The organism is Streptomyces albospinus, from assembly GCF_014648695.1.
In the GTDB taxonomy this organism is placed as follows: Bacteria; Actinomycetota; Actinomycetes; order Streptomycetales; family Streptomycetaceae; genus Streptomyces; species Streptomyces albospinus.
In genome coordinates, this window is sequence record NZ_BMRP01000025.1 from 69,686 (window position 1) to 90,463 (window position 20,778).

A 20,778-nucleotide genomic window follows, 5' to 3' on the forward strand; every position below is an offset into this window, starting at 1 on the left:
GGCAAGGGAATGGCTTCAGAGTGAAGCCAGCGTGGTGGGCTGCACGGCGCGGGCTGCGGCCGAGCCGCGCAGCAGGTCGGTCAGGTCATGTGGCTGAGCCTGCTCAGTGGTTGGCGCCGCTGCTGTGATGCGGTCCAGCCGGAAGCCCCGGCCGGCCTGTCGCATGCGGCACCAGGCGATGAGGTACCACCGGCCGTCGGCGGTGAGCAGTCCGGCCGGTTCCACCGCGCGGTCGCTTTGACGACCTGCCGCGTCGATGTAGGACAGCCGCAGGACCGTGTTTGCGGTGAGTGCCTGTTCCACCGCGGCGCGGACCGTGGAGTCGGTCGGCGAGGGCAGCGCGACGATCCGTGCGGCGAGTTTCTGTGCCGCCGCCGAGGCGGGGCCGGTCATCGAGGCCGCGATCTTCTGGGCTGCCGTGCGGGCCGCACCGGCGTACGGAGTTGAGGTGTCGGCCGCGGCGAGCGCGGCGGCCAGTGCCGAGGCCTCATCGGCGGTGAAGTGGATCGGGGGCAGGGTCATCTGCGGGTCGATCGACCAACCCCCGCCTCGCCCGGGTGTGGTGCGTACCGGGACACCGGTCTCCATCAGTGCCTGGAGGTCGCGCTGCACCGTACGCGCGCTCACCTCGAATCGCGCGGCGAGCGCCGCGACCGTCACCGGTCGCGGCGCCGCCGCGCGCAGCTCTTCCACCAGTCCATAGAGCCGGGCAGTGCGGTTCATGCCGGCGACGCTACCGTCCCGTAGTGGACAGGAACTCCTGCGCGCGCCGCTGTTCCCGCTCGGTGACGGCCAGTGGGAACAGCGTGAAACCGTGCATGGCGCCGGCGACGACACCGAGCTGCACAGGCGCGCCTGCCGCTTGCCACCGTTGGGCCAGGAACAGCGAGTCGTCCAGCAGCGGGTCCTCGGTGCCGACGACGATCCGGGCCGGCGGCAAGCCGGCAAGGTCGGCGAACAGCGGTGAGACCTCGGGGTCACGGCGCTGCTCCACCCCCATGCCCGGCGTGAACAGCTCATAGGTCCGCCGCAGTGTGTCGGTATTGCTCAGCAGCCGCTTGGAGCCGAACGATCGCTGGCTTGGTGTCATCGACAGGTCGTAGGGGCCGAAGAGCAGGTTGGCCGCCCGGAACGCGCCGGTGATGCCGTGCCGGTCGCGAAGCCGCAGCAGGGTCACGACGCTGAGGTGGGCACCGGCCGATTCACCCCCGATCAGCAGCCGTTCGGTACCGAACTCGGCGGCGGCGTGCTTCACCAGCCATCGGGCAGCCGTTTCACAGTCGTCGGGCCCGGCAGGGAAGGGGTGTTCCGGCGCAAGCCGGTACTCCACGCTGACCACGGCCAGCCGTGCCCGCTCGGCGAGCCGCCACAGCCTCTCGTCCTGCCCATCCGCGGAACCGAACGTCCAGCCGCCTCCGTGGATGTGCAGGTACACGCCGTCGAAGCGGTCCGGCACGAAGACCCGTACCTTCACCCCGCCCTCTACGACGCGGTCTTGGCCGTGCGGCAGTCTTACCGGTGGCGTGTCGCCACCGAGGCGGTTACGCCGCAGGGTGGCCAACAGGGCTGCGTCCGGGGCCTCTTCGCGCACCGGTCGGCTCACGGCAGCGGCCTCGAACTTCTCGTTGAACGCCAGGGTCTCGGCGAGGCAGTCGTCATCTGTGATCGTCATGCCGCCAACATTCGCAGCGCTCCGCGACAACATCCTGTCACCGTTTCCTGGAGAGCTACGTCACATTCCTGACGTCTCGCGCCCGCTTCGCTGCATCCGGCCGGCCAGTCCTTCGCTCACTGACCGCCTACCAGCACCACCCTCAGATCCCTCAGATCCCTCAGAATGGATCATCTAGGATCCCGGGATGAGCAACGAGCCCCTGCGCCTGACGGTCCTCGGGTGCGCGACGCCGTACCCGAGCGTGGACAACCCGTGCTCCGGCTATCTGGTGTCGCACGGCGACACCCGTATCTGGGTGGATGCGGGTAGTGGGACGCTCGGCCCACTCCAGCGCCATGTGCGGTTGGACGAGCTCGACGCGATCTGGATCTCACACATGCACGCCGATCACAGCGCGGACTTGCTCACCGCCTATTACGGCGTCCTCTTCGCGGACATCCGTCTGGCAGCGCCGATTCCCCTCTACGGCCCGGAGGGAATCGCCGACCGGTTGGCCGGCTTCCTCACCAACGGACCGGCTCGTAGTCCGATCGAATCCGCCTTCGCCATCACCGAGTTGCACGACGGGCACGCGGCCAGCGTCGGCTCGCTCCGACTGACCAGCCGGGCAGTGGCGCACGGCATGCCGGCCTTCGCCGTGCGTATCGAGGCGGCCGGAACGTCGCTGGTGTATTCCGGGGACACGGCGCCGTGCCCGAGCCTCACAGAGCTGGCCGAGGAATGCGACGTGCTGCTGTGCGAGGCCGAGAGCGCGCAGCCATCAGTCGAGAGCGAACAGGTACACCACACCCCCGAGGACACCGGCGACACGGCCCGTGCGGCCCGGGCAGGCCGGTTGCTCGTCACGCACGTGGGCCGCTTTCTCACACCGGAGCGAGCGGTGGCACGTGCCTCGGCCCGGTTCGACGGTCCCGTCGAGTACGCCGCTCCCGGGGCCACCTTCTCGATCGGGTAGGGGCACCCCGGCGACCGTGTCGGGTGAACGGGGAGCGCTGCTGGGTGCGGTGGACGATCACGGGGTCCCGGGGCGGAGCCGTGCAGAACTGGCGTATGGGCTCCGGCGCGGAGCGGCGCTCGCCCGGAGCGCATCGTGTGCGCTGGGCGCGTCCCTGGCGACGCTGGTCACCGCAGGATCGAGCGGCGCGGCCCTGGACACCGCAAGGCCACGCGGCGTACTGGCTGCCGCCAGCTGGGCTTCGCCCTCGGCCGGGCTCTGGCCACCGCCATCTGTGGACTGGCGGGCCAGACCCACGCCGTACGAGCCGGACTCGCGTTCGCCGTGGCAGCCGCCGGCCTGGCCGTCCCCTTGCTCGCCCTGCGACACCAGCGGTTCGCGACAACCGGCTGAACCGCCGCTTCTCCCACGAAGGACACTTCCATGACCTCGCACCAGCCCATACGCCCGCGCGTGCGGTGGAAGCCGATACCGAGCCGCTGCCCGACCCCGTCCCACTGACCGGATACCCCTACAAACGCGACCCGTGCCCGCTCTACGAGCGGATGACCCGCTTCCCCTTCCAGGTGCTCGCCGAGAGCATAGGCCTGCCGCCGCAACTCGCCCGCCGCTTCGACCGCGACTGTGGCAAGGTCGTCCAGCCCTTCCAGCTCGTGGTCGCCGGGCAGGAGCCGGTCACCGACCAATCACCACTGCCCTGATCACCCTGCTGCACCACCCTCAGCAGCGAGCGGCTGCGCGACGAATCCGCAGCAGCGAGCCCGACGCCCCCGGGCACGCCGGCGCCTTCCCCCACCAACTACACCGGATCGCCTACTACATCGGCCGCAGAGAACCCATCGCTCTCACGCTGCCCGGATTCCCCGGCAAGTCCCCCGACCTCGCCAAGGTCCTCGACCAGCTCCCCGACCAGGGCGAGCGCCTGGCCCTGACCTTCCTCGACGATCTGTGCGACCGGTTCGCGCAGGTATACACCCCGGGGGCGCACATCGTCATCCGCGCCGACGGACACGACTTCGGCGACCTCATCCACGTCCCGGACCACCACATCGACGCATACTCCGACGAGTTGCAAGTCGTGATCCGCCGCGAATGCCTCGGCCAGCTCGATGCCTTCGGCTTACGCGACGTCATCTGACCGGCTGCCATATCCTCTTCCCCCGTTGCCGTGCGTTGATCGCACACACGAGTCCGGTGGAGGCCGAGGCAGCGAGCCGCTGAGCTGAGGAGGTTCACACGCCTTCCGAACAACGCGCCGGAAAACCTGGACGCATTGCCGGACCGAGACGCCCGTTGCGCCGCGGAGTTCCGGCTCCCAGCCCCGCCTGGGGGTTGTTGCGACAGTGCCAATGGCTGGTCCTGTAAGTGCTGGTGCGGCTGGCTGCTACCTTCAGGAGCCATGACTGGCAGCGTGTATGTGGGCAATGCGGGCAGGGACGCGGCACTGGACCGGGGGTGGATCCTGGGGCATTTCAAGGACGCCTCCGATCCTCGACACAGCGAGGCCGTGGAGATCAAATGGGGCGTCCACCCGCAGGGCGATGAGCGGGCTCAGTGGGTAACCGGCGAAGAGCGCACCGCCCTACTGGTTCTCATCAGCGGGCGCTTCCGGGTGGAATTGCCCGGGCGCAGTGTTCTCCTGGCCCGGCAGGGGGACTACATCGTGTGGGGCCGAGGCGTCGACCACTCCTGGTTCGCGGAGGAAGAGTCCGTGGTACTGACGGTCCGCTGGCCCTCCGTCCCCGGCTACAAGGTCGATGAGGACGCTTCCGCTGCTGGTCACAGCCATTCGCTCAGGACCGCGACCAGCACGGTGGGCTCCTAGCGGACGGCCGCCTTGTCATGGCGAGTAGCCACCGCACGGTGGCGCCCGTGACGATTGATCTCGCGCGGCTTCTGTGACGCGTGCACGTTGAGTGGCAGGCGAGTTGTCGAGCGTTCGAGAAGCAGGTCATGCACGATGGAGCCGCGACACCCCGCGGTAAGTTCCCGCGACATCCGCTCCTGGCAGCTCTCTTCCGACGTCGGCGACGCCGGTGCTCCCACGACCCCCGGCAACGGCTCCGGTCGGGCCCGAAGGTTCCTCACCCCCGCCGGTCGCCACGGCGGCGGGCGGACGGGGCCTACGCCGACTCGACCGACAGGGTGGTGGATGCGGCGGCTGAAGCCGCGCACCCCAGGAATGACGGTCGCGGCTGCTAACTTCGCGAACTGTCCGAGGGGCTCTGGGAACTGCCGTCGCGGCGGAGCCATGGTGGTGAGTGGAGGCAACGGTGACTGACGCGAGGGAAGTTCCGGACGCACTGCCCAGCACCCACTTCAGACGCCGCAGCTTCCTGGCATCGGCTGCCTTTGCAGCCGCCACACCTGTCTCGGCCGCCGGTACCGCACAGGCAACCGAACTGCCGGCGGAGGGACCTCCTCCCATCACGCCCGACCGCGGCTCCGTGGGACGCCTCCTGGCCGTTCCGGAGGACGCGCGCGGAGTGGACTGGATCAGGTCGGCCCTCCAAGTGGCCGTGGCACTAGAACTCGCCACCATCCCGGCGTACTTGTGCGGCTGGTGGTCCATCAAGGACCGCGGAAGCGAGGCCGCCCGGCTGATCCGGCGCATCATCGGCGATGAGATGTACCACTTGGGTGTGGTGTCCAACTTGCTTGTTGCGGTGGGCGGGCGTCCGAGAATCAGAGACGCGGCACCTACCTTCCCCGGCCCACTACCCGGGGGCGTGCGCGCCGGAGTGACCGTATATCTGTCAGGTCTCACCAAGTCGCTCGTGCACGACGTGATGATGGCGATCGAAGCACCCGACACCCCGCTCGCCCAGGGTCTGGACAACTCACTCAGCATCGGCGTCTTCTACGGCGAACTACAGAAGGCGTTCCGGACCACGGCACCCGCACTGTCCACTCAAGGACAACTGTCCAAGTACATCGGCTCGGACGTACTGAAGCCGATCGAGAATCTCGACGACGTCGAGCACTCCATGGAGATCGTCAAGGAGCAGGGCGAGGGCACCGCCAGTTCCCCGTCCGACATCTTCGACGATGACTATCCGGCCCATTACTACGCTTTCGGCGAGATCTACCACGAGCGACGGCTGGCCAAGGTGAACGGCAGATGGGAGTTCACCGGCGCGCCCGTGCCCTTCCCGGACGTCCGCCCCATGGCCCGGGTTCCGGCCGGTGGCTGGCCCCACCCGCCGTCGGACGTTGAGCGGCTGCTGCAACGTTTCGACGACACTTACCACGACGTGCTCGACTCCCTTGACCGAGCCTGGGACGGGGGCGGCGACCGTGCCTTGAGCGCGGCGGTCCACGCCATGTGGGGGCTGGAGGCTCCTGCCGTGGATCTGATGGAGATCGCGATCCCCGACGCCCCGGGCACCTATGGTCCCCTGTTCCGTCCGTTCCCGCCGCCTCGGGCCACCTGACGGGCATGCCCCGCCAGCCCTGCCTCCCGGACGTGGGTGAGACGGCATACCCTGTGCCGTCCCACCCAGGCCCGGGTAGGTGGCCCTGGCCCTGTGAATTGCCTTGCGGGAGTCGGGTATCCGGGCGATTGGTTCGACTGCCCGGGCCATGTCCAGTCAGGTTCGGGCGGGCCGATGGGTCATCTCATAAGGGTGCGGATCGCGTCGTCCGGCTGGCCCGGCTCGGCGCATGTGCTGCCGTCGGCCGGCAGCGACCCGAAGGGTGAACACCGCCCTTGAGCTTGTTCCGCTTTGACGGACACCGTCGGTGTGGTGGTCAGGCCGCGAGGACGGTTTCGTACTCGGCGGGACTGCGGTAGCCGAGGCTGCTGTGCAGCCTCCGCAAGTTGTACCAGCTCTCGATCCACTCAAAGGTCGCGGTATGGGCGGCTGCCCGGCTGGGCCACGGCCGATCACTGAGCGCCTCCCGCTTCAGTGTGGCGAAGAAGGATTCGGCGAGCGCGTTGTCCCAGCACCGGCCGGTGCGGCCGACCGACAGCCGGACGCCGAACTCACGGGCCACGTCGGCGAATTCGCGGCTGGTGTACTGGCAGCCGCGATCGGAGTGGAACACCACCGAACCGGCCGGGCGGCGGTTGCAGCAGGCGGCCCGCAGCGCGTCGGCGACCAGCTCGGTCCGCAGGTGGTCGGCGGTGGCCCAGCCGACCACGCGGCGGGAGGCGATGTCGATGACTGTGGCCAGATAGAGCCAGCCCTCCTCGGTCGGGACGTAGGTGATGTCACCGCACCAGCGCCTGTCGACTGCGGCCGGGTCGGGCTGGAAGTCCCGCAGGACCAGGTCAGGCCGCGCGACGGCCTGCGGGTCCGGGATCGTGGTGCGGTGGCGACGTCTGCGGTGCCGGCCGACCAGCCCGGCCTGACGCATCAACCGCGCGACACGACGCCGGACGCACCGGTCACCATCACCTTGGAGTACGGCGTGAATACGCGGGGCCCCGTAACTACCGCGCGAGGTCTCGTGGACCTCGGTGATCTTCTCGGTGAGCTCCGCGTCGCGCAGTGCGCGCGGGCCGGGGACAGCGGTGCGGCGAGCGTAGAAGGCGGCACGGGAGACCTTCAGCAGCTCACACGCCCGTTTGACGCTGTGGCCGCCCCTCTTCTCCGCCTCGATGAACGGGTGCACGCTCACCGGGTCTCCGTCGCGAAGAAAGCCGTCGCACGCTTGAGGACCTCCACGTCCTCCCGCAGCCGGCGGTTCTCCCGCCGCAGCGCGGCCAGCTCCTCACGCTCCCTACTGGTCAGGCCCTCCCGCTCGCCCGCGTCAACCTCGTCCTGCTTCAACCAGGCCCGCACCGCCGTCTCGGTCAGCTCGAAGTCCCTGGCGACCTGACCGATCGAGCGGTCACCACGGCGACACAGCCCGACGATCTCGGCCTTGAACTCCGGTGTGAACGAGCGGCGAGGACGCGACTTCTTCTTCCCCAGGCTCTCCATGATGGACATCATCCTTCCGAGGCCGAAGCCCCTGATCTCTGGTGTCCGTCAAAGCGGATCAAGCCCACCTTCAGATTCCGTTCGACTGAGCCGAATTAGCCCTCGCTTGCTGACGGGGCAACTTTGTAGGCACCGATCCCGGCTGCCTTCGTACGGCGACAGGCCATGGCTGCCAGCACGATGGCTTCTGATGGTGAGCACTGAACTCACGCGACCGACGGCTTCGGTAAGGATTTCATCCAGTGGATCGCGGGTCCGCCCGGAAATCTCGTGGGCCTCGATCCGAAACCTGCCTACACAGCGGGTAGCAGCGAGATCACGAACTCTGCCGAAGTCGCACTCCGCAGCCAAGTCACCACACTCATGGCCGGCTTGGAGGACACCGCGTCCACGGTAACGACTACTTCGCGTTCCTCGAGAACACGACGTGGACCGACCGATCCTATGACTTCCACCGCGCCGACTTCTTCCACCGGAACGAGGGCACGGTCAAAGGAATCGCCTATGTGAGCGCGCAGGCAGCGGCCCATGACGACCGCGACACGCTGTTTCTGCTCTCCCACATCCGCAACGAGGCGACCGGCAACGGCGAGGCCGCGCACTGCCACGAGTTGTTGAGGGAGAACGCCCACAACCTCTACGCCGGACCGAGTTCGGCCTGCCGCCGCTGCTCGTACGGGCGGCGCGCAACAGCGACCTGGTAACCCCCGAGACGGTGGCCTACCGCGAGCGCACTCTGGTGCTGCTGAGCAGCAACTACCACCGCATGCTGGGCGTGGCGATGGCCCTGGACCCGCACGCCGACAAGATGCAGGGCGCTCCGCGCCAACCCTCCGACGCCTGGCGTGGAATGGCGTGATCCGCCGCCGGTGCGAGTACCGCGTCTGCAGAGGTGAAGTCCCTCCCGAGTGTCATGGCTGATCACGCCAGCGGTTCTCCGCATGGGCCGCGGTAGGCCAGGTTCACGGCCGGGGCTGCCACCGCAAAGCGCAAGAACACGGTTCACGGGCCCAACTGGCGGGTGTGGACCCGCAGGTGGGCACAGAACGCATCGAGGAAGTACAGCACGAGACCGGCGGCGGCGAGCGTGCCCGGCACCGGCGCGGCGAGCCCCGCCAGCAGCCGCAGCGCGCCAGCCGCAAGGCTGAGCCCTTTGAACAGCAGTGCCGGGGGCCACAGCGGCGCGCCGTTGTCCGATGGCCGGCCCCTGGGCAGCTTCTGATCCAGAGTGGTTCTCCACTGGGTATCGACCACTCCGCACGACGGAGAAGCCGGCACCGACCTCACGGCCGGCCCGGAACCGAGGCGGTTACCGTGACCTCGGCGTGGCCACAAGCCCTCGGTGTGGCGCACGGACTCGAAGCGGAGCGCGGGTGAACAGCATTGCGCTCTGGCGTTGCTGTGACGTGGGCCCCATTCTGGGACGGCTGCGCCCGATCGGTGGAAGGGACCTCGTCGCATGAGTGCATCCCTGGTGCTGCGGAGCCTGCGGGCTGCCGTGTTCGCCGCGGTGTGCGTCACTCTGGGCGCGGCCGGGCACAGCCTCGCGTGTCATCGGACGCCCTCCCTGTGGGCCGAAGGCGCCGGATGTGCGGTCGCTTTCGGTCTGGGGTGCATGCTGGGTGGCCGGGAGCGGTCACTGGCGGGCATCTGCGGTGTCATGGCTGTGATGCAAGTCGGTCTGCACATGCTCTTCGATACCGCACCGATGGACGTGGGAGCCGAGCCGTCGGGATCCCATCTGCCGGGAATGGCGATGGTCGGCATGCACGCCGTGCACCATCCGGTGATGGGGATGGCGGCGCAGCACGGCGAGAGCGGTCGGGCGGTGGCCGCACACGCCGTGGCCTCACTGGTGGCGTCATGGTGGCTGCGGCGAGGCGAGGCGGCCGTGTGGTCGCTGCTGCGTCAAGTGGCGTCGCTGGTCCCGGGGTTCGTGGCATGGTGGCGCGCCGTCGTGGCACCGGCGCCCCCGTCGCCCGGGCGGGCACGACGGAGTGATGCGGAGGTGCGGTGGACGCGGCAGCTTCTTCTGCGGCATGCGGTGGTTCGGCGGGGACCGCCGGCGGTGGGGACCGCTTCGGCCCTGTCCGAGTGAGCCGTCTTCGCACGCTTCCGTACGCCGCCCGCTGATCTGCTGGGCGGCGGTCCCCCTCACCGCTTCGCCGGCAGGCTGTCACGGCCGCCGGTCGACCTGTACGGAGTCATCGCATGGCCGCGACATCCCTACCCTCTTCCTTCCTGCGTCCTTCCTCCCGGCGTGGGCTGCGCCGCGCCGCCGTCGTCGGCGCACTGGCCACCGCCGGTGTGCTGGCCGGCGCCGGTGCCGCGTTCGCCCATGTCACCGTCCACCCCGACAGCTATCCGCAGGGCGCCTCGGACGGCACCTTGACCTTCCGGGTGCCGGACGAGGAGGACACCGCGAGCACCACCAAGGTGGACATCACGCTTCCCACGGACCATCCGATCCCGTCCGTCCTGGTCACGCCCGTCGGGGGCTGGACGGCGCAGGTGAAGACCACCAAGCTCAAGACCCCGATCAAGACCGACGACGGAAACATCACCGAGGCCGTCTCGGAGATCATCTGGACCGGCGGCAAGATCGATCCCGGCAACTACCAGGACTTCACCATCGCCTTCGGGCAACTGCCCAACGGAGCCGACCAGTTGGTCTTCAAGGCCCTCCAGACCTACTCCGACGGCAAGATCACCCGCTGGATCGAGGCGAAGCGACCAGGCCAGCCAGAGCCGGAGAACCCCGCCCCGACCCTGAAGCTGACCGCCGCGGCCTCCTCCGACACACCGAGCACGGCACCGAAGGCCTCCCCGACCGCATCGGCAAAGACCAATGACCCAACCGCCCGCAGCCTCGGCATCGCGGGCTTGGTAGCCGGCGTTCTCGGCCTGGTCGCGGGCGGCCTCGGCCTGGCCCGCAGCCGCTCCGGCAAGCGCTAGTCGCCGGGCACTGCCCCCGCACTGCCCCGGTGAGCGCCCGGCGGATCCGGACGCCCGCCGGGGAGTCGGTCACCCCGAGCTTCCCACGGGATGGAGGACAACACGCCATTGAGGGATCAGCGCAGTGCCTCCAGCCTGTGGGCCGTGGTGGCCGGCACATGTCTCCCGAAGGCCCTGACCGGCTGCGTCACGCGAAGCGCCGCGCCCCGTTTCGCCTGCGGTGAGTGCTTCTCCGTACGGGCTCGACGAGGGCCTGGTCCTGGCCGCCAGACCGCCATCGGCTACCGGCGCGGGCATCGTTCCCCATGGATGGCAGTCCGCGAGCGTGAGCCTCTTCGTACAACCCAATGCCCCAAGATCCGCCCCGATCGACGCTGCGCAGGGGTAGCCCTGACGCTGACGATGTGAGCGAGGCGGATGAGCCGGCGATCACGGGAAGGGTCACTGTGCGACGGACAATCCAGCCAACGGGGTGGCCTCCGTACTCCGTGGCATGGGGCAGTCGCCATGCGGCCTTTCCTCGCGGTCGTCGACGCGCCCGCCCCGTGGCCCGTCCGACATGGTCCGGATCCCGTGGGGGGAAGAAGGCCGGTCGGACGGCGCCGTCCTCACGCGCTCAGAGAGAGCCGTAGCACTCAACGTATACAGCCACCACAGAAGCTGATTCCGAAAGCTGATTCCGAGCCCTCAAAACGGCCGGAGTTGCTCTTCTCCCCCAGATATTCCGAGTTTTGACGGTCTGAGGAGGAATGGGAATCAAGAGCAATGCCGCAGGGGCATCGGCTGCCTGCTGATCACTGTGCTACTCAGGGGCAATGACCGCTCTCAGCGCATCCGACAGGCCGTCTGACGCGGTGTTGTGCGACCTCGACAACGTGATCCACTTCTATGACTTGACCCACTTGGCCAGGCTGGAACGGTTGGCTGGACTGGCCGAGGGGGCAACCGCGCGGGTGGCCTATGCACCAGAGGTGGACCTGCCACTGCTGCTGGGCAAGATCAGCAAGGAAGAGTGGGTTGACTCCACCGTGCGGAGACTCGCAGGTGAGGTCTCGCAGTTGCAGACCCGTGAGCTTGGAACAGCACTCGCCGAGGCACCCTTCTGGGCCGACGAGGTGGTCGTCACCATGCTTCGCCGGGCCCGGAACACATGTGTACACCAAGAATTTCCGGGGCCCGGCCGCAGCATCGTCACCTCGCGCAGGAAGATCGAGAACGTCGACGATCCCGTCCCGCCAAACGTGCCCTCACTCGAATCATCCACGGCGCGCCACGCGCTGGGTGCACGCACATGCGCTAACTCATGTCGCATGGACCCCACCACAGCCCCGGCAGCGAACACCTACGACATCAACCGCAAGCGCCCCGTTTCGGGAGGTTCCATGTGCAGCCGCCGCGTTCTTCGGCTCGTCACCATTCCTCTGATGGCTGCCCTGTTCTCGCTGGGAGCAGCTTCGGCCGCCTCAGCGGATGGCGGAGCCGACCAAGGCACGGGCTACGAAACAAACCTCGGCGCCCTCGTCGGACTCGGCATCTGAAGTAGTGCCCTCAACATGGCAGACAGCATTGCCACATTCCTCGAAGCCCGCCGCACCCGGTCGGGGGTCGACCTCTCCCGAGTCTGGACGGGCGAAAGCGCGACGCCCGATCGGCCCGCCCATCGTTGGTGAGCCCCTCCCGGAAATTGGACCCGGCGGCTACTACGGGCCTGCCCACCACCGTTCCTCCGGCTTCAGTTGGTGCGCCGCCGGCCGCTCGGATCCGTCTGTGTTCGGACTCGTTGATGTCAGCCGTGGATGTCACCCCGATCGGCCTGGGCGGCCACCCAATCCAGAAGCGCGTCCGCCAGATCGGAAAGGGATCTTCCCGCGCCGAGCAGGACGAAGCGGCAGTCGAGATGGTCTCCCGGATTGTGCGGGTTCAGGGTGCCACAGCGCAGACCTGTACGGTCGATCTGTCCGCCCAGGCAGGTACCCACGAGTCCCGTCCACACCAGAAGGCCGTCTGTCCATAGGACGTCGACGGGGAAGTCCACACAAAAGTCTTCAGGTCCTGGCGCTCCACTGGGCCAGCTCGTGACGCGGGCCGCCAACCGTTCGACCACTGGCCGCCAGTCTTCGCCGAACTCCCAGTCCGCGAGATAGTCATCGAACGTGCTCATCTGGCCAGTGAATCACCCCGGTGCATCACCGCTTGAGGAGGGTGGGGCCCCTTCGTGTGTATCCCCGTCCCCTCCCGCGTCTCCCGAACCGCCGCCCGGCCCACAATCTCGCCGGCCTCTATCGTGCCCGCCGGGGGCTGCCAGCGCAGATCGCCTTCTTCGACTGCTCGGCGCACCAGCAGCACAGGGCCATCCCGCACGATCACTGCCGACGCTACTGGCCTCTCCCCCGTGTCTCCTCCCGCCACCTTGGGAACCACACCAGCCAGTCCGACAGCGGCTTGCCGTCGCTGCTGTAGTGCAGCGACGCGTACGTGTAGCCCAGCAAGTCGACCGACCGCGCCGAATCGGGACCCTTCAAAACGGTCGGTTCAAGTTCGGGACGCTGTTCGGTGCCGGACACCGCAGGACGCGTTCCGGGGTCGGCACCGTATTCCTGATCGGGCATGTGGGACTACGTGAAGTCCGAATACGCAAGGTGGGTCGCGCAGACCCAGCACCGGAAACACATCGCTCACGACCAGTGACCGTAACAGTCACTGCCGAGATGACATTGATCGGGGCGTCATTGTCTGAGTCATACTTCAACGATCAAGCTGAGACGGTCATCCCGCAGGTGTTGGCGACTACAGGCGCACTGGAAGGTAGTGGGTCGATTCAGCATCAAGGTGTCACCCACAGCGCCCACGGCGGGCCCCGCACTCAGCGACAAAGCCGCAGGTAAGGCGTCTATGCGGTCCTTTCGAGGATTGCCATGCACCCCACACGGTGCGCCATGGGAACGACGTGGAAAAGTGGCGCCGGCCGTGATAGAGAGACCGGGATCGGACTCCCCTCTTCCATGGAATTCCGGACCGCTCGAACCTTCACTGACAGTCGCCGCTCTGGTGACATCGCCTCGACTCGATATCGGAATTTTTGAGCGGGAATCGACATCTCCTCCGGCACGCGCACGGTTGCTCTGGCCTGCGGACAGCGCGCGAAAGAAAAACCCGTGTGGCGACAGCGCCGCATATTCAGGGAATCGGTGTTCCACGGAATAGGCACGCGACCAGGCTGACACGGATGGTTCTCGGCGGTCTACGCCGCGCACATGTAGTGCACACGGTGGTACGCGGGGTCTAGCTTGAAGAGGGAGGAGGCGATCACACCCGACCGTAGGCGCCAGGCGCCGACACCGCATGACGTGTCCGGTCATTCGTGAGCCCGTCGCCTTCCGAGGCGAGGGAGGCAGCCATGTCAGACTTGATCATCATCGGGTACGACAACGCGCAGAAGGCCAGGCAGGCAGAAAGGCTCATCCAGGACCTCGAACGCAAGCACGTCGTCGCCCTCACCGGCTTGGCGGTGGTCGCCGCCGACGCCAACGGACACACATACGTCGACACGCACGACGACATCCCGCGTCGAACCGTCGCCACCTCGGCTACTGCGGGAGCGCTGTGGGGACTCGTCATCGGCATGCTGTTCCTCATGCCGGCCCTCGGGCTGCTGGGCGCCGCTCTGGGCGGACTGGCAGGCAAGCTCAGCCAGTCCGGTCTGGACAAGCGGTTCCGCGACCGTGCCCACGAGTTGCTCGAACCGGGCAAGGCCGCCGTCGTCGTCATGACCACACAACTCAGCGAGGACCGGTTCGCCGCCGCCCTGGAACCCTTGGGCGGAACGGTACTGAAGACGTCACTGTCGCAATCCGACGAACACGAACTGGCGCAGCAACTCGTAGGGACCCCGCAGGCGGCCTGACAGGCGCTCCGCTCTCCGAGCAGGGAGCAGGATCCCCACGGCCGCACGCGGCTCGCCCCGGTCGCCTCTGCGATCGACGCCCGCCTCGAACCAGTCGGGGATGACATCGTCCGGCCGGGGGCGCCGCGACACGCGGAGCCGCCGAGCCGGCTACGGCATGAAGGCAGGGGCCTACTCGGCGCCCCTGACGGGCGGGCTGGTCCAACGCCAGGACGTGGGCTCTCTGTAGCTGCATGGGGTGCCTTGTCCGCCGCGACGATGTCCGGCTTGGTCGGCCTCCTCCGGTGCGGCCAGGACGGCCGTGCTCACCCGCATGCCCACCGCGTCGTGGTGGGCACGGGCCACCACGGAAACGACACCGACCAGGGACAGCTCTGCCTGTCCGCGGCGGGCAGCCTGGGCGGCGACCACCCCTCCCTCGTGGTGTGGAAAACATCGGCACCGCACCACTGGGCGAAGCAGTCGTAGACCGTGTACCAGGCTCCGATTTCGGGTGCCATCTCCCGCCATTGGCTGCCGGTGCGAAACCGCCAGATCACCCCCCTCGAACTGCTCACCCAGCTGCTCTGGGCAGGAACCGCAGCGCCTGTTAGGCAGAAACGGCTCAATCAACTCCCTCTTGTCATCGTTGAGTTCACGTCGCGCGACATGAGTGTTGTACCAACCCGAAGCCCACCATGGGCCCAGAACGCGACAGCGTTGGTCACGACTCCGAACAGGCCCCAGGAGGAGTCGGTACGGCGAGGAGGTGTGGGCGTTTTGCCGTGTGGCCGTCGCCGCTTGAACGGCCGCGCAGGCGTCTTCCCAGCCAGGGTCCCAGGAAGGCCGCGGCCCAGCGCAGTTCGGCGACGGTGGCGTTCCATCCGGTGGGTGAGGGTGTTGCCGGTGAGGGCAGGGGGTGTGTCCAGGTGTCGTCGCTGCCGGGCAGCGCGAGAGCGTGGGCGACGGCGGCGGCGATCCGCTGGTGGCCGAGTGGGCTGGCGTGGAGGCGGTCCGGGCTCCACAGGCGGGGGTCGGTGACCACCGGATGGTGGCTGGTCTCGGCGACGGTGACCCCGTGACGTCGAGCTGCCTGGCGGATGCGGTCGTTGAGGGCGGTGACGCGGGGGCTGAGCGGCCGGGCGAGCGGGGTGATGCGTGCGATGTCGGGGAAGGTGAGGGTGGCGACGCGAGCGCCCTGGGCGGTGAGCGCGGCGAACATCGCCTCCAGGTGGCCGGCGACTTCGTCGGCGTCGAACCGCGGTCGCAGCAGGTCGTTGACCCCGGCGACCACGGTGGCCAGGTCGGGGCGCAGAGCGAGGGCGGCGGCGAGTTGTTCGGTGCGGACGTGGCGGGCCAGGCGTCCTCGCACGGCCAGGTTGGCGTACTCCAGACCGGGGTTGTGCTGTGCGAGGTGTTCGGCGAGCCGGTCGGCCCAGCCACGCAGCCCCGTGGTGTCGTCGCCGTCGCCGAGTCCCTCGGTCTGGCTGTCGCCGAGAGCAACGTAACGCACGTATCGCGGATCAGCGCCGGGCACGGGCCGCCTGCCTTTCCAGCAGGATCGTGATGGTGCGTTCGCACCAGTCGCGGTTGCCCTGTTCGAAGGCGAGCCCACGCAGGCAGGTCAGGTAGGGGCCGATGCGCTCGCTGTGGCGCAGGAACTCCTCCTCGGTGCGGTCGCCGCGCATGGTGTGCAGCAGCTTGCCGAACAGCTCGATCTTGGCCTGGGCGAAGGCCACGCGCTCGGTGAGCCGCGCCATCAGGATCCCGATGTCGACGTGGTCGGCGGCCTGGACCTTGACGAGCAGGTCGTCGCGGATGAAGGAGGGCTTTGTGGTGGTGGCGGTGAAGTGTTCCAGTTCGGCCAGGCCGGCGTCGGTGACCTGGAACAGGCGCTTGTTGGGCCGGGTGTCCTGGACCACTTCCCGACCCGCGACGAGCCCGTCCTTCTCCAGCCGGGTCAGCTCGGCGTACAGCTGCTGCGGCTGAGCGTGCCAGAAGTTCGCGACCCCGAGGTCGAACGCCTTGGCCAGCTGGTATCCGCTCAGTTCCTCGTCGAGCAGCGCCGCCAGCACGGCATGACGCAATGCCATCGGATCCCCTCCCCTCCTTCGTCCTGCTTGGCCCTGTCCATGGGCCCATCCTGCATGATACTCATGAATCTGATTACTCTTATTCGTGAGCATGAGGGGAAGTCATGAACGCAGCAGAGCGCTTCCGCGCCGCCGTCGACCGCCGCGACCTCGCAGCCCTGGACGACCTGTTCACCGACGACGTCCGCCTGTACAGCCCCGTGAAGTTCCAGCCCTTCGAGGGCAAGCCCATGGTGCTGGGCCTCTTCGGGGTCCTGCTCCGTACCTTCGAGAACTTCCGCTACATCGGCCAGTACGCCGGCACCGCCGAGACGAGCACCGACGGCACCACCTCTCCCTCGGAGGTCCTGCTCTTCCGCACCACCGTGGGCGGCAAGCAGATCCACGGCATCGACCTGCTGCACTTCGACGACGACGGCCGGATCAAGGAGTTCACAGTCATGGTCCGACCACAGTCCGCCGTCCACACCCTGGGCGAGGCGGTCCTCGCCGGGCTGATCGCCGACGGTCTGGTACCGGCGCCCGCCGATCAGTCGTGAGGGCGGCGCCCTGGTTCGCCAGCCGACGCCCCGATGTGGTCCTCGCGGGCCACAGATACGACCACGACACGTACGCGCGACCGGTTCGCGCAGTCGGCACCCGGCCACTGTTCGCCCGCCGCAACGCCGAACACGGCTCTGGTCTGGGCACGCAGAGGTGGGTTCTCGCGCATGCCCTCCCGCTCCTGCACCACCTCCGCCGTCCGCGGATCCGCCAGGAGATCCGCTACGACACGCTCGAAGCTCTCCTCAGCGTCGGATGCGCGCTCATCTGCTGGAAGCAGCCGGCGTCACCGCGTCACTCCTTGCCGCCAATGGGGTCTTCATCAGCGAATCGGTCCGCACGGGGGCCTGCATCCGAACGAGGGCCTGGGGCCTCTGAATCGGCGAACTCCCAACGTCAAAGAGAAGGAGTCCGGAGTGCACGACGAGAGCAGGTTGACCATTCCTGGAACCGTCACCGGCGGATTCACGAAGAAGGCACGGAAGGCGCGGGCTTTCGAGACTACTGCGGTAGCGAAACCCTGATGACGAGTCCGCCGCCTTCGCGTGGCTCGGCGGTGATGGTGCCGTCGTGGGCGCGCACCACGGACCGCACGATGGACAGGCCGAGGCCGACGCCCTTGTCGCTGCCGGTGCGCTCGGCGCGCAGCCGTCGGAAGGGTTCGAAGAGGTTCTCGATCTCGTAGGCGGGGACCACGGGGCCGGTGTTGGCGACCACCAGGACCGCATGGCCAGGCTGGTGCTCGGTGGTGACATCGACCCAGCCTTCCTCGGGGACGTTGTAACGCACCGCGTTCTGAACGAGATTGAGCCCGATCCGCTCCAGGAGTACGCCGTTGCCCAGGGCGAAGACCTGCTGGCGGGCCCCACGGAACTCCACGCCGTTGCTGCGCGCCTCCCCGCGGGTCTGCTCGACGGCCTGCGAGGCGACCTCGGACAGATCGACCGGCTTCTTGTCGACGACCTTGTTCTCGCTGCGGGCGAGCAGCAGCAGGCCCTCCACCAGCTGCTCGCTGCGCTCGTTGGTCGCCAGCAGCGTCTTGCCCAGCTGGGTCAGCTCGGGTGACGCGTCCGGGTCGGCGAGCTGGACCTCCAACAGCGTGCGGTTGATCGCCAGAGGGGTACGCAACTCGTGGGAGGCATTGGAGACGAAGCGCCGCTGCGACTCGAAGGCCCGGTCCAGGCGGTCCAGCATCTCGTCGAACGTGTCGGCCAGCTCCTTGAGTTCATCATCCGGACCGCGCAGCTCGATCCGGCGATGCAGGTCGGAGCCTGCCACCCGCTGCGCGGTACGCGTGATCCGCCCCAGCGGCGACAGCACCCGCCCTGCCATTGTGTAGCCGAAGGCGAAGGCAACAACGGTCAGGCCCATCAACGCCACCAGGGAACGATTCCAGAGGGTTTGCAGAGCAGCAGCGCGCTGCTGCTCGAAGCAGCCGTTCAGGGCGACGTTGATCTCGTGGAGGGAAGCAGACGACGACAGCGGTGAGCATCTGCCGACGTCCACCGTGATGCCTCTGCCCGAGACGCTGAGAGACGGAATACTGTCGTCGAAGGCGCTCGCAGCCGACAGGTAGATGATCAATAGCAGCACGATGCCGGCCATCAGGAACATGCCGCCGTAGAGCACCGTAAGCCGGATCCGGATGGTCGGGCGCAGCCAGAGGGCGGCCTGGTTCGACGGTTTGTGGTTCGACGGAGGTTTCGCAGGCACAGCCAGCGGTGCCGAAGGTTCGGAGGATGCAGCCATCGCCGGTCAGCCTCGGCCATCCGAATCGGGCGTATCGACCAAATCCGGGATGATGACTGAACGCACTGTTGATCCTCTCTCATACATCGTGCAGCAGGATGGAGTGTTTGCCCTCCATCCTGGCCAGATCAGCCGTAAACCGACGGTAAGAAGTGGTGTCGCAAGACACCGTTCAGCAATGCGCGGTCATGGATGTCCGACAGGCGTCCGGAGCTGCTCGCGGCGAACAGAGGGGCAGCCACCGGTACTTCACCGGCCACCAGGTCGTCATTGACGCCGGTTTCCCAGCTCGTCGTTGCCGTGGGCCGGTCCCTGCCAGGCAATCACAACGACTGCACGGCGTGGGAGCTGCCTGGCGTGAAGGACCCCGTCGGCAGCGCCACGGCCATCGCGGACGGAGGCTACCGGGGCACCAATGGCTCGGCGGTGCACCGTGCCGGGCGGATGGGAGTGCTGTCCGCGTCCGCTGCCTCTCCACTTTCAGCCGTCGCCGAGACAATCCAACTGCCCACCGACAGAGGGGGCGTGAGGGAGGCTGTTTGGAAGGCTACGGACTGGAGGCCAGCGGCCTGCCCGCCGCTGTCGTGGTGAGCGGCCGACGGCTACAGACCCAGAACGCCTCCGTCTACACCGGCCTGACACACAACCCGGTGTCCGTACCGCCGTCGATCTACTTCGCGGTCACCTACGGCGCGTCGTTGCACGACCACGAGAAGGTGCTCGGAACACCCGGCCTTCCGGCGGCGTTCCCACTGGACCACAACTGACAGTGGCCGTTCGACGCCACGCAACTGGCGCTGGACAACCACTCGTCGATCAGCATGGTGGACCGCGCCGGCCGGCTGTCGCACCCACGCGGCTCCGACCTGAACTACCTCCGATAACAGCGTGATGCGGAGGAGCGGTCGGAAGACCCTTCGGCCTTCCGACCGCTCCCGCCGTGACGGCGTTGGCCCGTCTCACGCCACGGTGAACTGAACTGCCCCACAGGCGCCACAGGGCTGCGAATTCGCTCTCCAGAAGCCGCGGTTGGTCACGCTCTCCGGCCCCGTAGGCCGGACGCAGCACCGTATGCCCTGTCGAGGAGGCGCCGTAGGCGGAGGCCGTCCTGTGCCACGGCAGTGATGAGGACTGCGGGGCCGGCGAGCGGGGCCAGCACGGCCTGGCCCGATTCCGACGGGTCGGCCAGGAGTAGAGATACGGCTGGGTTGTTGACGAAAGTGGGGTCGACGACGAGGAGTTGGCCGGTGGCTCGGTAGTGGGAAAGGACGGCCGGGCCGTCCCAGCCGGCCGCTCCCGGTCCGTACTCGGCCTGCTGGTTCAGCAGTGTGCGCCCCCCGCGGCGGACGGTGAGGCGGGTGGTCAGGCGGCCCGGCGGTTCTCCGGCGCGTCCCAGGGCCTGTTCCTCGCGTAGTACGAGCCGGGCAGTGGAGGCAAGGTCGACGGTGAGGGTCTGCCGCAGGTCGCTACCGGCGGCACTGATCAATGGCTCGGGGGACCAGTGCAGTTGGGCCCCCTCTCCGGCGGTCAGGGCCACGTCATAGGTGGCCGGTTCGGTTGTGGCGCCCTTGAGGGCGAGGGTCGCGGTGGCGGAGGAGATGTGCAGTGCCGCGCCATGGCCCGCGGTGGCCTCGATCCGAAGCCGGTCGCCGCCAAGGGGTGCACTCATGGCGCCGACGATGATTACCCGGGCCTCGCCTCCTCGGGGGCGCAGTCGGCGGAGTTCGAAGGGGCCATCGCCATCGAGCGTGGTCAGCCTGGTGGCCCCGTCTCTTGCGGTGGCCGCGATGCGGGCGGTGGCGCGTACGCCCACGGTGTCCGGCTCGGGCAGAGGCGCGGCTTCGTGGATGGTGAGAGTCATACGGCGCTCGCGGTCCAGTCGGCGAGGCGGTCGCGAACCCATTCGGCGACCGGCTTGACGCCGTCGGGTTGCTTCAGGGCGGTGAAGGCGACGGGCAGTTCGCCGCGCTGTGCCTTGGCGTCGCGGGCCATGCCGT

The 20,778-nt window shown here is 68.1% G+C and carries 26 protein-coding genes and 2 pseudogenes; 15 read left to right on the forward strand and 13 right to left on the reverse strand.

Annotated features, from left to right (window positions below; genetic code table 11):
- Positions 1-15: 15 nt before the first annotated feature.
- Complete coding sequence (locus IEZ17_RS28235) at positions 16-723, reverse strand: helix-turn-helix transcriptional regulator (protein WP_189304934.1); 708 nt, start codon at positions 721-723, stop codon at positions 16-18.
- Between the two features lie 10 nt (positions 724-733).
- On the reverse strand, positions 734-1,672 hold the full coding sequence (locus IEZ17_RS28240; RefSeq protein WP_189304936.1) for an alpha/beta hydrolase: 939 nt from the start codon (positions 1,670-1,672) through the stop codon (positions 734-736).
- Positions 1,673-1,859: 187 nt separating this feature from the next.
- Between IEZ17_RS28240 and IEZ17_RS28245 the strand changes: the two genes are divergently transcribed.
- From IEZ17_RS28245 to IEZ17_RS28270, 5 genes are all read left to right on the forward strand, one after another.
- Positions 1,860-2,630, forward strand: a complete 771-nt coding sequence (locus IEZ17_RS28245; RefSeq protein ID WP_189304938.1) for an MBL fold metallo-hydrolase — start codon at positions 1,860-1,862, stop codon at positions 2,628-2,630.
- 458 nt (positions 2,631-3,088) lie between these two features.
- Positions 3,089-3,331, forward strand: a complete 243-nt coding sequence (locus tag IEZ17_RS28255) for a hypothetical protein (RefSeq protein ID WP_189304996.1) — start codon at positions 3,089-3,091, stop codon at positions 3,329-3,331.
- A gap of 149 nt (positions 3,332-3,480) precedes the next feature.
- A complete protein-coding gene (locus IEZ17_RS28260) occupies positions 3,481-3,768 on the forward strand; it encodes an L-tyrosine/L-tryptophan isonitrile synthase family protein (protein ID WP_229852739.1) in 288 nt (95 codons plus the stop codon).
- 261 nt (positions 3,769-4,029) lie between these two features.
- Positions 4,030-4,455, forward strand: coding sequence for a cupin domain-containing protein (locus tag IEZ17_RS28265; protein ID WP_189304942.1), 426 nt, complete (start codon positions 4,030-4,032; stop codon positions 4,453-4,455).
- Between the two features lie 694 nt (positions 4,456-5,149).
- Positions 5,150-6,064, forward strand: coding sequence for a ferritin-like domain-containing protein (locus tag IEZ17_RS28270; RefSeq protein WP_268249855.1), 915 nt, complete (start codon positions 5,150-5,152; stop codon positions 6,062-6,064).
- 316 nt (positions 6,065-6,380) lie between these two features.
- Here the strand turns inward: IEZ17_RS28270 and IEZ17_RS28275 are convergent, their stop codons facing one another.
- Both IEZ17_RS28275 and IEZ17_RS28280 read right to left on the reverse strand, forming a co-directional pair.
- Positions 6,381-7,253 carry an IS3 family transposase gene (locus IEZ17_RS28275; protein WP_189304944.1) on the reverse strand — a complete coding sequence of 291 codons (873 nt, stop codon included), beginning with the start codon at positions 7,251-7,253 and terminating at the stop codon, positions 6,381-6,383.
- Positions 7,250-7,558: a transposase gene (locus IEZ17_RS28280; RefSeq protein WP_189304946.1), complete on the reverse strand. Its 309-nt coding sequence runs from the start codon at positions 7,556-7,558 to the stop codon at positions 7,250-7,252. Before IEZ17_RS28280 ends, IEZ17_RS28275 begins: the two co-directional genes overlap by 4 nt.
- A gap of 506 nt (positions 7,559-8,064) precedes the next feature.
- On the opposite strand from IEZ17_RS28280, the gene IEZ17_RS28285 reads away from it, so the two are divergent.
- Both IEZ17_RS28285 and IEZ17_RS28290 read left to right on the forward strand, forming a co-directional pair.
- Positions 8,065-8,262 (forward strand): hypothetical protein, encoded by a 198-nt coding sequence (locus tag IEZ17_RS28285; RefSeq protein WP_189304948.1) that lies wholly within the window; start codon positions 8,065-8,067, stop codon positions 8,260-8,262.
- Between the two features lie 11 nt (positions 8,263-8,273).
- The gene (locus IEZ17_RS28290; RefSeq protein ID WP_189304950.1) at positions 8,274-8,417 is read left to right on the forward strand and encodes a hypothetical protein; all 144 of its coding nucleotides are present in this window, start codon (positions 8,274-8,276) and stop codon (positions 8,415-8,417) included.
- Between the two features lie 143 nt (positions 8,418-8,560).
- Here the strand turns inward: IEZ17_RS28290 and IEZ17_RS42975 are convergent, their stop codons facing one another.
- Positions 8,561-8,812, reverse strand: coding sequence for a DoxX family protein (locus IEZ17_RS42975; RefSeq protein WP_229852732.1), 252 nt, complete (start codon positions 8,810-8,812; stop codon positions 8,561-8,563).
- Positions 8,813-9,017: 205 nt separating this feature from the next.
- On the opposite strand from IEZ17_RS42975, the gene IEZ17_RS28300 reads away from it, so the two are divergent.
- The 3 genes from IEZ17_RS28300 (at position 9,018) to IEZ17_RS42980 (ending at position 12,051) form a co-directional block, all read left to right on the forward strand.
- Positions 9,018-9,656: a hypothetical protein gene (locus IEZ17_RS28300; RefSeq protein WP_189304952.1), complete on the forward strand. Its 639-nt coding sequence runs from the start codon at positions 9,018-9,020 to the stop codon at positions 9,654-9,656.
- Between the two features lie 113 nt (positions 9,657-9,769).
- The gene (locus IEZ17_RS28305; RefSeq protein ID WP_189304954.1) at positions 9,770-10,513 is read left to right on the forward strand and encodes a YcnI family copper-binding membrane protein; all 744 of its coding nucleotides are present in this window, start codon (positions 9,770-9,772) and stop codon (positions 10,511-10,513) included.
- An 815-nt stretch (positions 10,514-11,328) separates the two neighbouring features.
- Positions 11,329-12,051: a hypothetical protein gene (locus IEZ17_RS42980; RefSeq protein ID WP_229852733.1), complete on the forward strand. Its 723-nt coding sequence runs from the start codon at positions 11,329-11,331 to the stop codon at positions 12,049-12,051.
- A 248-nt stretch (positions 12,052-12,299) separates the two neighbouring features.
- Here the strand turns inward: IEZ17_RS42980 and IEZ17_RS28315 are convergent, their stop codons facing one another.
- From IEZ17_RS28315 to IEZ17_RS28325, 3 genes are read right to left on the reverse strand one after another with little or no spacing between them, the layout of a single operon-like run.
- A complete protein-coding gene (locus tag IEZ17_RS28315) occupies positions 12,300-12,674 on the reverse strand; it encodes a hypothetical protein (RefSeq protein WP_189304956.1) in 375 nt (124 codons plus the stop codon).
- Entirely contained in the window at positions 12,671-12,934 is a 264-nt protein-coding gene (locus IEZ17_RS28320; protein ID WP_308427717.1) for an NUDIX domain-containing protein, read from the reverse strand. The genes IEZ17_RS28315 and IEZ17_RS28320 overlap by 4 nt, the downstream gene beginning before the upstream one ends.
- Positions 12,889-13,122 carry a hypothetical protein gene (locus IEZ17_RS28325; RefSeq protein ID WP_189304998.1) on the reverse strand — a complete coding sequence of 78 codons (234 nt, stop codon included), beginning with the start codon at positions 13,120-13,122 and terminating at the stop codon, positions 12,889-12,891. The genes IEZ17_RS28320 and IEZ17_RS28325 overlap by 46 nt, the downstream gene beginning before the upstream one ends.
- Before the next feature lie 788 nt (positions 13,123-13,910).
- Between IEZ17_RS28325 and IEZ17_RS28330 the strand changes: the two genes are divergently transcribed.
- Both IEZ17_RS28330 and IEZ17_RS42985 read left to right on the forward strand, forming a co-directional pair.
- Positions 13,911-14,417 (forward strand): DUF1269 domain-containing protein, encoded by a 507-nt coding sequence (locus tag IEZ17_RS28330; protein ID WP_189304958.1) that lies wholly within the window; start codon positions 13,911-13,913, stop codon positions 14,415-14,417.
- Between the two features lie 267 nt (positions 14,418-14,684).
- Entirely contained in the window at positions 14,685-14,885 is a 201-nt protein-coding gene (locus IEZ17_RS42985) for a hypothetical protein (protein ID WP_229852734.1), read from the forward strand.
- A gap of 235 nt (positions 14,886-15,120) precedes the next feature.
- On the opposite strand, the gene IEZ17_RS28340 is transcribed toward IEZ17_RS42985, so the two are convergent.
- Positions 15,121-15,933 carry an SGNH/GDSL hydrolase family protein gene (locus tag IEZ17_RS28340; RefSeq protein ID WP_189304962.1) on the reverse strand — a complete coding sequence of 271 codons (813 nt, stop codon included), beginning with the start codon at positions 15,931-15,933 and terminating at the stop codon, positions 15,121-15,123.
- Positions 15,920-16,489 (reverse strand): PadR family transcriptional regulator, encoded by a 570-nt coding sequence (locus tag IEZ17_RS28345; RefSeq protein ID WP_189304964.1) that lies wholly within the window; start codon positions 16,487-16,489, stop codon positions 15,920-15,922. Before IEZ17_RS28345 ends, IEZ17_RS28340 begins: the two co-directional genes overlap by 14 nt.
- A gap of 104 nt (positions 16,490-16,593) precedes the next feature.
- On the opposite strand from IEZ17_RS28345, the gene IEZ17_RS28350 reads away from it, so the two are divergent.
- Positions 16,594-17,028: a nuclear transport factor 2 family protein gene (locus IEZ17_RS28350; RefSeq protein WP_189304966.1), complete on the forward strand. Its 435-nt coding sequence runs from the start codon at positions 16,594-16,596 to the stop codon at positions 17,026-17,028.
- Between the two features lie 505 nt (positions 17,029-17,533).
- On the opposite strand, the gene IEZ17_RS28355 is transcribed toward IEZ17_RS28350, so the two are convergent.
- Positions 17,534-18,781: a sensor histidine kinase gene (locus IEZ17_RS28355; RefSeq protein WP_189304968.1), complete on the reverse strand. Its 1,248-nt coding sequence runs from the start codon at positions 18,779-18,781 to the stop codon at positions 17,534-17,536.
- 224 nt (positions 18,782-19,005) lie between these two features.
- Here IEZ17_RS28355 and IEZ17_RS42990 point away from each other — a divergent pair.
- Both IEZ17_RS42990 and IEZ17_RS28360 read left to right on the forward strand, forming a co-directional pair.
- Positions 19,006-19,216: pseudogene (locus tag IEZ17_RS42990) on the forward strand (IS5/IS1182 family transposase); the annotation flags it as partial.
- Between the two features lie 104 nt (positions 19,217-19,320).
- Positions 19,321-19,548 (forward strand): hypothetical protein, encoded by a 228-nt coding sequence (locus IEZ17_RS28360; RefSeq protein ID WP_189304970.1) that lies wholly within the window; start codon positions 19,321-19,323, stop codon positions 19,546-19,548.
- 266 nt (positions 19,549-19,814) lie between these two features.
- On the opposite strand, the gene IEZ17_RS28365 is transcribed toward IEZ17_RS28360, so the two are convergent.
- Both IEZ17_RS28365 and IEZ17_RS28370 read right to left on the reverse strand, forming a co-directional pair.
- Entirely contained in the window at positions 19,815-20,642 is an 828-nt protein-coding gene (locus tag IEZ17_RS28365; protein ID WP_189304972.1) for an urease accessory protein UreD, read from the reverse strand.
- Positions 20,639-20,778, reverse strand: a pseudogene (locus IEZ17_RS28370) (urease accessory protein UreG); the annotation flags it as partial. The pseudogene IEZ17_RS28370 and the gene IEZ17_RS28365, both read right to left, overlap by 4 nt.